This window comes from Streptomyces phaeochromogenes (assembly GCF_001418655.1).
In the GTDB taxonomy this organism is placed as follows: Bacteria; Actinomycetota; Actinomycetes; order Streptomycetales; family Streptomycetaceae; genus Streptomyces; species Streptomyces phaeochromogenes.
In genome coordinates, this window is record NZ_LIQZ01000295.1 from 1 (window position 1) to 12,999 (window position 12,999).

Annotated in this window: 10 protein-coding genes; 5 read left to right on the forward strand and 5 right to left on the reverse strand. The window is 71.5% G+C overall.

What is annotated here, in order from left to right; genetic code table 11:
* Positions 1-110: 110 nt before the first annotated feature.
* The 5 genes from AOK17_RS33360 (at position 111) to AOK17_RS33380 (ending at position 6,988) form a co-directional block, all read left to right on the forward strand.
* Positions 111-407, forward strand: coding sequence for a DUF503 domain-containing protein (locus AOK17_RS33360; RefSeq protein ID WP_055616319.1), 297 nt, complete (start codon positions 111-113; stop codon positions 405-407).
* A gap of 67 nt (positions 408-474) precedes the next feature.
* Complete coding sequence (rbfA, locus tag AOK17_RS33365) at positions 475-930, forward strand: 30S ribosome-binding factor RbfA (protein WP_055616320.1); 456 nt, start codon at positions 475-477, stop codon at positions 928-930.
* Entirely contained in the window at positions 927-1,832 is a 906-nt protein-coding gene (truB, locus tag AOK17_RS33370; protein ID WP_055616321.1) for a tRNA pseudouridine(55) synthase TruB, read from the forward strand. The genes rbfA and truB overlap by 4 nt, the downstream gene beginning before the upstream one ends.
* 278 nt (positions 1,833-2,110) lie before the next feature.
* Positions 2,111-5,893, forward strand: coding sequence for a trypsin-like peptidase domain-containing protein (locus AOK17_RS33375; RefSeq protein ID WP_425424658.1), 3,783 nt, complete (start codon positions 2,111-2,113; stop codon positions 5,891-5,893).
* Between the two features lie 138 nt (positions 5,894-6,031).
* Positions 6,032-6,988: a bifunctional riboflavin kinase/FAD synthetase gene (locus AOK17_RS33380; protein WP_079053425.1), complete on the forward strand. Its 957-nt coding sequence runs from the start codon at positions 6,032-6,034 to the stop codon at positions 6,986-6,988.
* Positions 6,989-7,061: 73 nt separating this feature from the next.
* Here the strand turns inward: AOK17_RS33380 and AOK17_RS33385 are convergent, their stop codons facing one another.
* From AOK17_RS33385 to AOK17_RS33405, 5 genes are read right to left on the reverse strand one after another with little or no spacing between them, the layout of a single operon-like run.
* The gene (locus tag AOK17_RS33385) at positions 7,062-8,087 is read right to left on the reverse strand and encodes an ABC transporter ATP-binding protein (protein WP_055616323.1); all 1,026 of its coding nucleotides are present in this window, start codon (positions 8,085-8,087) and stop codon (positions 7,062-7,064) included.
* Positions 8,084-9,094, reverse strand: coding sequence for an ABC transporter ATP-binding protein (locus AOK17_RS33390; RefSeq protein ID WP_055616324.1), 1,011 nt, complete (start codon positions 9,092-9,094; stop codon positions 8,084-8,086). Before AOK17_RS33390 ends, AOK17_RS33385 begins: the two co-directional genes overlap by 4 nt.
* Entirely contained in the window at positions 9,091-10,038 is a 948-nt protein-coding gene (locus tag AOK17_RS33395; RefSeq protein ID WP_055616328.1) for an ABC transporter permease, read from the reverse strand. The genes AOK17_RS33390 and AOK17_RS33395 overlap by 4 nt, the downstream gene beginning before the upstream one ends.
* 23 nt (positions 10,039-10,061) lie before the next feature.
* Complete coding sequence (locus AOK17_RS33400) at positions 10,062-11,129, reverse strand: ABC transporter permease (protein WP_055616325.1); 1,068 nt, start codon at positions 11,127-11,129, stop codon at positions 10,062-10,064.
* 58 nt (positions 11,130-11,187) lie between these two features.
* Positions 11,188-12,999: an ABC transporter substrate-binding protein gene (locus AOK17_RS33405; RefSeq protein WP_063997335.1), complete on the reverse strand. Its 1,812-nt coding sequence runs from the start codon at positions 12,997-12,999 to the stop codon at positions 11,188-11,190.

Consider the following 12,999-nt stretch of genomic DNA (forward strand, 5'->3'; position numbering starts at 1 on the left):
GGCGAAAACCCCGTCGAGCGGTCCCGGGGGTTCGTTGTACGGTTCTGATGTCCCGCCAAGAGCTTGGCCGGGCCATCTACCCCGTACCGGCGGGACATCCGGATACACATATGTACGTGGGGACTCTGTCCTTCGATCTGCTCCTCGGCGACGTACGGTCACTGAAGGAGAAACGCTCCGTCGTCCGCCCCATCGTGGCCGAACTCCAGCGCAAGTACGCGGTGAGCGCCGCGGAGGTCGACCATTTGGACCTCCACCGGAGGGCCGGCATCGGCCTCGCGGTGGTGTCGGCGGACGCGGGGCACCTGACCGACGTACTGGACCACTGCGAGCGTCTGGTCGCCGGCCGTCCCGAGGTGGAGCTGCTGTCGGTGAGACGGCGGTTCCACGGCGAAGACGACGACTGAGCGTATGCAGCGTGCGGCGACAAGGATCGGCCGTACACAGAACAGCAAGAAAGAGGGAGACGGACCAGTGGCCGACAACGCGCGGGCGAAGAAGCTGGCGGACCTCATCCGAGAGGTGGTGGCCCAGAAGCTGCAGCGCGGGATCAAGGACCCGCGGCTCGGTTCGCATGTGACCATCACGGACACCCGGGTCACCGGGGACCTCCGGGAGGCGACCGTCTTCTACACGGTGTACGGGGACGACCAGGAGCGTGCGGAGGCCGCCGCCGGCCTGGAGAGCGCCAAGGGCGTGCTCCGCTCGGCCGTGGGTGCGGCTGCCGGTGTGAAGTTCACGCCGACCCTCACCTTCGTGGCGGACGCCCTGCCGGACACCGCCAAGACCATCGAGGACCTGCTCGACAAGGCACGGGCCTCGGACGCGAAGGTGCGCGAGGTCTCGGCCGGCGCCACCTTCGCCGGTGAGGCGGACCCGTACAAGAAGCCGGGCGAGGACGACGAGACGGACGGCGACGCCGCGGAATGACGCAGAAGCAGAAGACGCCCGACGGCCTTGTCATCGTGGACAAGCCGTCGGGCTTCACTTCGCACGACGTGGTCGCCAAGATGCGCGGGATCGCGAAGACCCGCCGCGTCGGACACGCGGGCACCCTCGACCCCATGGCGACGGGCGTGCTCGTCCTCGGCGTCGAGAAGGCGACCAAGCTCCTCGGACACCTCGCGCTGACCGAGAAGGAGTACCTAGGCACCATCCGGCTCGGGCAGAACACCCTGACCGACGACGCCGAGGGCGACATCACCTCGTCCACGGACGCCTCCAAGGTGGTCCGGGACGCCGTCGACGCCGGTATCGCCAAGCTCAGCGGCGACATCATGCAGGTGCCGTCCAAGGTCAGCGCCATCAAGATCAACGGCGTGCGCTCGTACAAGCGGGCACGCGACGGCGAGGACTTCGAGATCCCGGCCCGTCCGGTACGGATCTCGTCGTTCGCCGTGTACGACATCCGGGACGCGGTCGCCGAGGACGGTACGCCCGTCCTGGACCTGGTCGTCTCGGTCGTCTGCTCGTCCGGCACGTACATCCGCGCGCTCGCCCGCGACCTGGGTGCCGACCTGGGCGTCGGCGGCCATCTGACGGCGCTGCGGCGCACCCGCGTCGGCCCGTACAAGCTCGACTCCGCCCGCACCCTCGACCAGCTCCAGGAAGAGCTGACCGTGATGCCGATGGCGGAGGCCGCCGCAGCCGCGTTCCCCCGCTGGAACGTGGACGCCAAGCGCGGGCAGCTGCTGACGAACGGTGTGCGGCTGGAGATGCCCGAGGAGTACGCAGGGGCCGGGGCCGTCGGGGTGTTCGATCCCGAGGGGCGGTTCCTGGCACTGGTGGAGGAGCAGAAGGGCAAGGCGAAGAGCCTGGCGGTGTTCGGCTGACCCGACTGGTCGGCCCGCTCAGTCGGGTTCGTCGTGGAGCGGCGTTCACGGGGATTCCTGTGTGCGCCGCTCCACTGTCCCCCCTCGGTTCCCCCACCCAAGGGTGTATCCATCCGACCTCGTGTATTCACCCGTCCGGGCAGGCGCTCGGAGTGAACCGGGGGAGCGGAAGGGGGCTCGTTCGGCTCGCGATCTGTCGCGCCCGATCACCTCGCGCCTACCGTCGGAGACGAGGCGTCGGTGGCACGGTGCGACGCGCGCGGCGGGGAGGTTCGAGCATGGCGGGACGGGGCCCGCGGACCGGGGGCCGTCATCAGTTGCCGGACGCTGCCCGGCACGCACCCGAGGCGGCGTACGCGGCTGAGGCGGCGTATGGCGTCGAAGCAGCGCACGGCGTCGATGCAGCGCACTCGGTCGAAGCGGCGGACATGGTCGAAGCCGCGGACCGAGCCCTGGTGCGGATCAGCGACCTCGCCGGACGGCCGCGCGGCACCGGGTTCGTCGCCGACCACCAGGGCACGGTGATCACCAGCCACGAGGCGGTCGACGGGCTCGCCCGGCTCGTCCTGCACGCCCCTGGTGGCCGCACCTGCCTGGTGACGGCCGACTCGGTCACCCTCCTGCCGTCCCTGAACCTCGCCCTGATCCACCTGGACGGTCTCGGCACGGACGGCCTCGGCCTCGCCCCCCTCCCGGTCACCGTCCGGGACTCCGTGGAGAGCGGTACGTACGTCCGTATCGCCGCGGGCGGCTGGCGCGAGGCCCGGGTGCTGGGTGGCACGTCCGCCGTGACGTACACGGCGACCGACCGCTTCCATCTCCTCGACGACGCCCTGGAGTTGGCGATCGGCACGGCGGGAAGCGATGCGCTGCGCCTCGGGGGCGGGGCGGCGGGGGGACCGGTGATCGACGCGGCCACCGGTGCGGTCGTCGCCGTTCTGGGAACGGCACTTCACTCCGGGCGACGGGTGGGGGGCTTCGCCGTGCCGCTGTCCGCGGGGCGGATGGCCTCCGGCTCCGGCACTGGTTCTGGCCCCGGCTCTGATTCTGGCGGTGCGCTCGCCGAGTTGCTGGCCCGCAATGCGGCGACGGTCCCCGCGTACGGGGACGACCTCAATCTGGCGGGCGTGCTGGAGCTGGCCGCCACCGTCGAGGCCCCGCCGGGCTCCGGTGAGGTCGATCCCGTCGAACGAGCAGATGCCGTACGGGAGTTGAGGGCCTTCCTCGCGAGTCCGTACGCCGTTCTGGGGCTCGTCGGGGCCCCGGGAAGCGGCCGTACGACGGAACTGGCGGCCCTCTCCGCCCGGCGCGACCTGGGCCCGGAGCCGGCTCCGACGCTGTGGCTGCGTGGAGTCGACCTGCTGGACGCCGACTCGTCGGTGGCCGACGCGGCGGGGAGGGCACTGGAGCGGGCGGGGCGGATCGTGGCGGCCTCGGCCTCCGGCAGTGCGGAGGAGGCCCGGGGCGTGGGCACCTGGGCGCCTTCGCCGGAGCCCGGCCCCTCGGGCGGTGAGATCGGTGAACTCGGTGACATCCGTCCCGAGCGTCTGGCCCGTCTCGCCCGGGACACCGGGCGTCCCCTCCTGCTTCTCCTCGACAGCCCCGAGGAGATGCCGCCCGCTCTCGCGCACCGGTTGTCCGAGTGGACCGAGGGCACCGCCGAGTGGCTGCGGGCGCACGGGGCACGTCTGGTCGTGGCCTGTCGAGCCGAGTACTGGGAGTGGGCGGGGGCGGAGTTCCCGCGCGAGCTGCTGTACGGGTCCGAGCGGGGCGGTGACGAGGCCCCCGTAGGGCTGCCAGCCTGTGTACGGCTCGGGGATCTGGACGAAGGCGAGGCACGGCGGGCCCGGGCGCGGTACGGGGTGCCGGAGGGAGCCCTGGACGGCCCCGACGCCCGCCATCCGCTGATGCTGCGACTGCTGTCGGAGGTACGGGCTGCGATGTCGCTGCCTGCCGCCTCGGACGAGCGGGATGAGCAGGACGGGCCGGTCGGGCCGGTGGAGCGGGTGGAGCGGGACGAGTCGGTCGAGCCTGTCGTCGGGCGGGACGAGGTCTTCGCCGCGTATCTCGATCTGATGTGTCTGCGGGTGGCCGTACGGCTCGCGGCGGCGAACGGGCTGCGCGGTACGGCCGTACGGCGGCTCGCGGCCAGGGTCTCCGGGCAGGTGCACGCGGCTGCACGGCGCTGTCTGGGGCCGGGGCAGGGGGAGTTGGACCGGGCGGCGTTCGAGTCCGTGTTCCCGTGGGGGCCGGTGCCCGACCGACGGCTCGGCGGCTGTACCGGCTGGGCGTCCGCGGTCCTCACGGAGGGCCTCCTCGTGCCCGCCGGAGACGGCTACCGCTTCGCCCACGAGGAGCTGGCCGACTGGATCCAGGGCATGCACCTCGACCTCGACACGGCACTCCGGGCGCTGGTGCACCACGAACAGCGGGATGAGCCCGAGTCCCCGTACGAGCCCGAGCCTCCCCCCGTACCCCGTCACCGCATCGGTCCCGTCCTCCACGCCCTGCTCCTCCTGCCGCGTCAACAAGGGGACGCCGATCTCACCCTCCGGCTGCGTGAGCTGCTTCGCGCGGTCGACGAACTGGAGGCGACGGACGCCGGGTCCTGGTGGGCCACCCGCCTCCTCAGCGGCGTACTGCTCCGGGTGCCCGACGCGACCCCGTACGTCGGAGTGCTGCGGCACCTCGCCGAGCGGGTGGTGACGTGGCGGGCCGAAGGGCGGGCCGTGCCGGGGGAGTTCGGGCCCGTTTTCTGGACCCGGCTGCCGCTGCCGGAGGCGCACCGCTTCGATCTGCTGAGGCGGCTCGTCGTCGCGGACGAGGCACCGCCGGCCACCGAACTCCGTTACCTGGACGCCGTGTCCGGGCTGCTCGCCGCCGACCCGGCCGCCGCTCAGCCCCACCTGACCCACTGGTTCGACGACGAGCGCCCGCTGCCCGCGACCCCGGACGCCACCGTCGCGACCGCCGCCCAGGCCCTGCTCCACACTCATCGGCGCCGCGCCCTGGACGACCTCACGGAGGCCCTGGCCGAGAGTGCGCACCCGCGCGCCGACGAGCTCCTGGCCGTCCTCGCGGAGGAGGAACCGTCCGCGGTGTGCCGGGCTGTCGACCGCTGGACGCACGACGAGCGGCCGGCCCGCCGGGCGGCGGCGATGACCCACGGACTGCGGGCCGCGCCGCACGTACGCACCGAGGCCGACCGCGAGCTGCTGCGCCACGCCGCGCTCTTCCTGCTCGCCCGCCCCGGCGACTGCACGCTGCACGGGGCCGCGCTGGCGCTCCTCGTCCGCGATCCGCACACCCGGGCCCGCCATCTGCCGGGGGCCCTCGCGCGTTTCAGGGCGGGCGACCCGCGCCTGCCCGCGAGCGCGCTGACGGCGGCGCTGGAGACGCATCCGGAACCGGTCCTCGCCGCGTTCGGCGACCGGCTGCGCGAGCCGGACACGGGCGAGGCGCTGCGCACGCTCGCCGAGGTCACCACCCCCGCGCTGGCCCGCCGCGTCGCCGTGCTCGTACGGGATGTCGTGGAGCGGCGTCCGGAGGCGGTCGCGCACGTGGCGGCGTACGTCGACCGGCGCCTTGAGCACGGCCCCGCCGCCCGTTCCGTGCTGTATCCCCTGGTCACCGGGCTCCTCGACGGAGGCAGGCCGCAGCTGCGGGCCGCGCTCGCCAAAGCGTTCGCGGCACCCGGCACGCCCGTGGCCCATCCGCTGCGCCGCGAGTTCCTGGATCTGCTGCTGACACGCGAGCACGACCCGGTGGTTCTGGACGCGCTCGTCCGGGCCGCCGCGGAGGGTGCGGCCCGTAGCGTGTCCCGCGGCGGTGAGGAGCACACCCGCGCGCTGGTCCACAGCGCCGGTCTCCTGCTCGTCCGCACCCCGGACGGCGCCACCGTCTTCGACCGTGCCCTTCTCGACCAGAGCCGCCGGATTCCCGGCTTCGCCGCCCTGGTCGCCGGCTGGCTCGCCGACGCTCCCGAGGACTGGTCCACCCTGGTCGGACCCAGCACGCGGCGCATGATCGAGAACCTGACGGGGGCACGGGTTCCGGTGTGACCGCGCGCCCTCCGCGGCCGTCACGTGCCCCCTGTCACAGCGCCCCATGCCGATGCGGGCCGAGCGGACCCGGCATGGCACTCTTAGAGCTGCGTAATGAGGCAGACACGGACACGGGTTCGACGAGGAGCGGTCACAGTGCAGCGCTGGCGTGGCTTGGAGGACATCCCCCAGGACTGGGGGCGCAGCGTCGTCACCATCGGCTCGTACGACGGGGTCCACCGCGGGCACCAGCTGATCATCACGCATGCCGTGGAACGGGCGCGTGAGCTGGGCGTCCCGTCAGTGGTCGTCACCTTCGACCCGCACCCGAGCGAGGTCGTGCGCCCCGGCAGCCACCCGCCCCTGCTCGCCCCGCACCACCGCCGCGCCGAGCTGATGGCCGAGCTGGGCGTCGACGCGCTGCTCATCCTGCCCTTCACCACCGAGTTCTCGAAGCTGTCGCCCGCCGACTTCGTGGTGAAGGTCCTGGTCGACAAGCTGCACGCCAAGGCCGTCGTCGAGGGCCCCAACTTCCGCTTCGGCCACAAGGCCGCGGGCAACGTCGCCTTCCTCTCCGAGCAGGGCAAGACGTACGACTTCGAGGTCGAGGTGGTGGATCTCTACGTGACCGGTGAAGCCGGCGGCGGCGAGCCCTTCTCCTCCACGATGACCCGGCGGCTGGTCGCCGAGGGCGATGTCGAAGGGGCGCGCGAGATCCTCGGCCGCCCGCACCGCGTCGAGGGCATCGTCGTGCGCGGCGCCCAGCGCGGCCGTGAGCTCGGCTTCCCCACGGCGAACGTCGAGACGCTCCCGCACACCGCGATCCCCGCCGACGGCGTCTACGCCGGCTGGCTGCACGCGCAGGGCGAGGCGATGCCCGCGGCGATCTCTGTCGGCACGAATCCCCAGTTCGACGGGACCGAGCGCACGGTTGAGGCGTACGCCATCGATCGGGTGGGGCTCGATCTGTACGGGCTGCATGTGGCCGTGGACTTTCTCGCCTTTGTGCGGGGGCAGGCGAAGTTCGAGTCCATCGAGGCGTTGCTCGAAGCGATTTCCGATGACGTCAAGCGGTCGCGGGAGTTGATCGAGGCGTACGACGGCGGGCGGTAAGTTGCTGGTGCGGGTTCGCTGCCGCTGGGTGCGCAGTTCCCCGCGCCCCTGATGGTGCGCCCCTGCTGGACCACTAGCGCACCGCGGATGCCCTCGCCCAGTGGCATGCCACCTGTGCCCCGCCTCCGCCGTCCAGTACCGGTAGGTCCTCCCTTCGACACGCGTCCGCGACGCCCGCTCGTTCCGCCTCGCCGGTTGCCAGGATCTGGCAGCGGGCGTGGAAGCGGCAGCCGGTGGGGATGCGGGACGGGTCCGGGGGCTCGCCGGTGAGGACGACCGGGTCGCCGGGGGCCTCGGGGAGGACCGACAACAGGGCCTGGGTGTAGGGATGTTGAGGGGCCGTCAGGACGTCCTCCACGGCTCCTGTCTCGACGATTCGGCCCAGGTACATCACCGCCACCCGGTCCGCGATGTTCCATGCCAGGCCCAGGTCGTGGGTCACCACCAGGGCGGACAGGCCGAGTTCGGAGCGCAGTCGCAGGAGCAGGGCCAGGATCTCACCGCGTACCGACGCGTCGAGGGAGGCCACCGGCTCGTCGGCGACGATGAGTTCGGGCTCCAGGACGAGGGCGCCCGCGATGACGACACGCTGGCGCTGGCCGCCCGAGAGTTCGTGCGGGTAGCGCAGGAAGAAGCGCTCCGGGGGGCGGAGTCCCGCCCGGGAGAGGGCCGTTGACACCGCCTCGCGCTCGTCGCCCCCGTATCGGTGGATGCGCAGGCCCTCGGCCACCGCGTCGTACACCGTGTGCCGGGGGTTGAGCGAGCCACTCGGGTCCTGGAGGACCAGTTGGACGCGCTTGCGGTACGCCTTGAGGGCGCGCGAGGAGTAGTCGAGGGGGCGGCCCGTGAAGGTGACGCGGCCCGCGGTCGGCGGGACGAGACCGAGGAGCGAGCGCGCCAGGGTCGTCTTTCCGCAGCCCGACTCGCCGACCAGGGCGACGATCTCACCGGCCCGGATGTCGAGGTCCACGCCGTCGACGGCCCGCGCCGGGGCGGTGTCGCCGCGCCGGGCGGGGAACGTGACGTGCAGGCCCTCGGCGCTCAGCAGGGGACCGGAGGGGACCTGGGGGACCGGCGGGACCGTCGCGGTCGTCGTCATGGGGTGCTCCTCGCTTCGTCGGCCACGGCCACCGGTCCCACGTGCACACAAGCCGCCCGCCGGTCCTCCTCCGCCGACCGCAGCGCCTGGTCCTCCGCGGCACACGAGTCCAGCGCCACCGCGCACCGCGGATGGAACGTGCAGCCGCTCGGGAGGACCGCGGGATCCGGCGGGTCACCGGGCAGCCCGCGCGGCGCGAACCGCGACCCGGCGTCCCCGATCCGCGGGAAGGCCGCCGACAGCGCCTGCCCGTAAGGGTGTCGGGCGTCCTCGTACACCTGCCGGGCCGGACCCTCCTCCACCACCCGCCCGGCGTACATCACCGCGAGCCGGTCGCAGGTGTCGGACAGCACCGCCAGGTCGTGGCTGATCATCATGAGCCCCAACTCCTGCTCGGAGACCAGCTGTTGGATCAGCCGCAGGATCTGTGCCTGGATCATCACGTCGAGCGCGGTCGTCGGTTCGTCGGCGATGACCAGGCGGGGGTCGCAGGCCAGGGCCATGGCGATCATCACGCGCTGGCGCTGGCCGCCGGACAGCTCGTGCGGATACGCGGACGCCCGCGCCGCGGGAAGCCCCACCTGCTCCAGGAGTTCGCCGGTCTTCTTCCGCGCGCCCGTCGGGGTCGCCTTCCTGTGCAGCAGGATCGGCTCGGCGATCTGCTCGCCGACGCGATGCACGGCGTTGAGGGAGTGCATCGCGCCCTGGAACACGATCGAGGCACCGGCCCAGCGGACCGCCCGTACCCGCCCCCACTTCATGGTCAGTACGTCCTCGCCGTCCAGGAGGATCTCCCCGGTCACCCGGGTCCCGGCCGGCAGCAGCCGCAGCAGCGCGAGCGCCAGAGTGGACTTGCCGCAGCCCGACTCGCCCGCGATGCCGAGCTTCTGGCCCGCGTTCACGGTGAGGTTCACCCCGCGCACGGCGGCCACCCCTCCGGCGTACGTCACGTTCAAGTCCCGTACGTCCAGCAGGGGTTGGGCGGTCGGAGTGCTCGGCGGCTTCAACGGGTCACCCCCAGCTTGGGGTTGAGGACGGACTCGACCGCGCGCCCGCACAGCGTGAAGGCGAGGGCCACGACGGCGATCGCGATACCCGGCGGCACGAGGTACCACCACTTCCCGGCACTGACCGCGCCCGCCTCGCGCGCGTCCTGGAGCAGACCGCCCCAGGAGACGACCGTCGGGTCGCCGAGGCCGAGGAAGGCGAGTGTCGCCTCGGCGAGGATCGCGGAGGAGATGATCAGGGTCGTCTGCGCCAGGACGAGGGGCATGACGTTGGGCAGGACGTGCCGGGACATGACGTGCCAGTGGCCACCGCCGAGCGCCCTGGCCCGCTCGATGTACGGCCGGGACTCCACGCCGAGGGTCTGTGCGCGCACCAGCCGTGCCGTCGTCGGCCAGGTCGTGACGCCGATCGCCAGGATGATCGTGCCGAGCGAGCGGGACATCACGGTCGCGAGCGCGATCGCCAGGACCAGCGTCGGCATGACCAGGAACCAGTCCGTGATCCGCATCATCACCGTCGCGTACCAGCCGCGGAAGTGCCCGGCGGTGATGCCGATGAGCGCGCCGATCGCGACCGAGAGGACGGCAGCCAGCAGCCCGACAAGGAGGGAGACCCGCGCCCCCCACACCAAGAGACCGAGCAGACTGCGCCCGAACTGGTCGGTGCCCAAAGGGAATTCGGCGCTCGGGCTCTCCATGGGCCGCCCCGGCGCGTTCGTCACGCTCTGCACGTCCGAGCCGACGGTCAGCGGCGCGGTGAGCGCGATCAGCGCGAAGAGGGCGAGGGCGGCCAGACCGAAGACACCGGCGCGGTGGGTGCGGTACCGCTGCCAGAAGCGGGCGGCGGAGCGACGGCGGCGCTGCCACGCGAGGGCGCGGGGACCGGCCTTCTGTGGCGAGGGGGCTTCGGAGGGAGCCACCGGGGGAGGCGCCTCGGTGGTCATCGGCTCGTCCGGGTCCGTCGTCGTCATCGGCCCACCCTGGGGTCGAGCAGCGGATAGATCAGGTCGGCGAGCGTGTTCATCACGATCACCGCGGCGGCGAAGACGAAGAACAGCCCCTGCACCAGCGGCAGATCGGGCACGCTCAGCGCCTGGTAGAAGAGCCCGCCGAGGCCAGGCCAGGAGAAGACCGTCTCGACCAGGATCACGCCCGCGACGGTCCGGCCGAGGTTGATGAAGATCAGCGTCATCGTCGGCAGCAGCGCGTTCGGCACGGCATGGCGGCGGCGTACGAGATCGTCCCGCAGGCCCTTGGCCCGCGCGGTCGTCAGATAGTCGCTGCCCATCTCGTCGAGCAGCGCCGAGCGCGTGACCAGCAGCGTCTGCCCGTACTCGACCGCGACCAGCGTCACGACCGGCAGGACCAGGTGATGGGCGACATCGAGGACGTACGCGAAGCCCTGCTCGTCGCCGGACTCCATGCCGCCCGTCGGGAAGAGGCCGGGGATCGGCCCGATGCCCACCGCGAAGACGATGATCAGCAGCAGCCCCAGCCAGAACGACGGGATGGAGTAGAGGGTCAGCGCCAGACCGGTGTTGAGCCGGTCGCCGATCCGGCCGTTGCGCCAGGCCGCCCGTGTGCCGAGGAAGATGCCGAGTGCCGTGTAGATCACGAACGACGTGCCGGTGAGCAGCAGCGTGTTCGGCAGGGACTCGGTGATCTTGTCGATGACGGGTGCCCGGAACTGGTACGACGTACCGAGATCGCCGGTCAGCGCCTTGCCGCAGTAGTCCGTGAACTGCTCCCACATGGGCAGATCGAGCCCGAACTCCCGCCGGTAGGCGGCCAGTTGCTCGGCCGAGACCTGACGTCCGCCGGTCATGAACTTCACCGGGTCGCCGGGGATCAGCCGGAAGAGGAAGAAACTCGTGACGAGGACGGCGAGCAGCGAGACGGCCGCGCCGCCCAGCTTGCCCGCCACGTACCGCGGATATCCGTCGGTGGTGCGTGCCCGCGGCCCGCGGACCGACGGACCGGCCGGGGCCGGGCCGTCGGTCTTCCCGACCAGCGGGGGTGTCGCTTCAGCGGTCATGAACGGTTCTCAACTCTCGATCACTCCCGACTGGCTGGCTGTGCGCGGTACCGGGCCGCTACTCGCGGTCCTCGGCGGTGGCGCGGTGGCGCATCGCGAAGAACACCCCGAGGCCCGCCAGGACGACGACACCCGCGACGATGCCGATGATGACGCCTGTCTGGCTGGAGTCGTCGGAGGACTCGCTGGCGGCGGCCGGAGTTGCCGACCACCAGCTCCAGTAGCCGTCCTGGCCGTAGATGTTGCCCGCGGCCTCCGGCATCTTCGTGATCGACGCGATCTGGTCGGTGCGGTAGGCCTCGACCGCGTTCGGGTACGCCATGACGTTCATGTACCCGGTGTCGTACAGCCGCGACTCCATCCGCTTGACGATCTCCGCCCGTTTGGCGGGGTCGTACTCGGCGAGCTGCTGCGCGTACAGCTCGTCGAACTTCTTGTCGCAGATGAAGTTGTCGGTCGCGCCGATGTCCTTGGGCGTCGCCGGGAGCGCGGAGCAGGTGTGGATGGAGAGGACGAAGTCGGGATCGGGGTTGACCGACCAGCCGTCGAAGGCGAGGTCGTACTTGCCCGCGAGCCAGGGGTCGGTCACGTTGTCGAGGCAGTCGAGGGTGACGCCGATGCCGAGCTCGCCCCACCACTCCTGGAGGTACTTGCCGACCGCCTTGTCGTTCGGGTCGGTGGCGTGGCACAGGACGCGGTAGTCGATCGGCTTGCCGTCCTTGCCGACGCGCTTGCCGTCACCGTTCTTCTTGTAGCCCGCCTCGTCCAGGAGCCGGCCCGCCTTCTCGGGGTCGTACGCGAGCTTCTGACCGTCCGACGGTTTCCAGGAGTACGTGGAGAAGCGCGGCGGGATGTAGCCCTCGCCCTCGACCGCGTGGCCCTGGAAGACCTTGTCGATGACGGTCTTGCGGTCCACAGCCATGAACAGGGCCTGACGGACCTTCTGGTCGAGCAGCGACTCGTGGCCGTCACCGAACTTCTTGCCGTTCCTGGCCTTCGCGCCCGGGTTGGTCGCGAGCGCGTAGAAGCGGCGGCCCGGGGCATCGTTGACCTTGATGTTCTCGTCGCCCTTGAGGGACGCGGCCTGGGCCGACGTCAGCGCGGGGGAGCCCGCGACGAAGGAGACCTCGCCCTTGCGCAGGGCGGAGACCGCGGCGTCCTGGTCCTTGTAGTACCTGAACACCAGCTCGTCGAACTTCGGGGCCCCGCGCCAGAACGACTTGTTGGGCTTCAGCCGTACGTAGCTGTCGGCCTTGTAGCCCGTGAGGACGAAGGGGCCGTTGCCGACGACGGGAAAGGACTTGTCGTTGTTGAACTTCGAGAAGTCGTCGACCTTCTCCCAGACGTGCTTCGGCACGATCGGCACGTCCAGCGCGGCCATGGTGGCCTGGGGCTTCTTCAGCTCGATGACGAGCTTGGTGGGGCTCGGCGCGGTGACCTTCTCGAAGTTCGCGACGAAACTGCCGTTCGCGGTGGCCGCGCCCTGGTCGGTCATCATCGTGTTGAACGTCCATGCCGCGTCCTCGGCGGTGGCCTGCTTGCCGTCGGACCACTTGGAGTTGTCGCGGATCGTGTAGGTCCAGGTGAGCTTGTCCGCGGACGGCTCCCACTTGGTGGCCAGACCCGGGATCGCGTGGTTGTCCTTCGGGTCGTAGTTGGTCAGGTACTCGTACGTGAGCCGGTGCATGCTCGTACTGACCAGCCGCTGAGCCAGGAACGGGCTCAGCGAGTCGACGCTCTGCGCCACCGCGACCGTCAGGACCTTCTTGCCGTCCGCCTCGGCCTGCTGGGGCGCCGGGTTGAGCGGGGTCACGAGACCGACCGTGAGAGTGAGGGCCGCGGCGCCGGCCGCCGCGGCCCTCACTCTCAC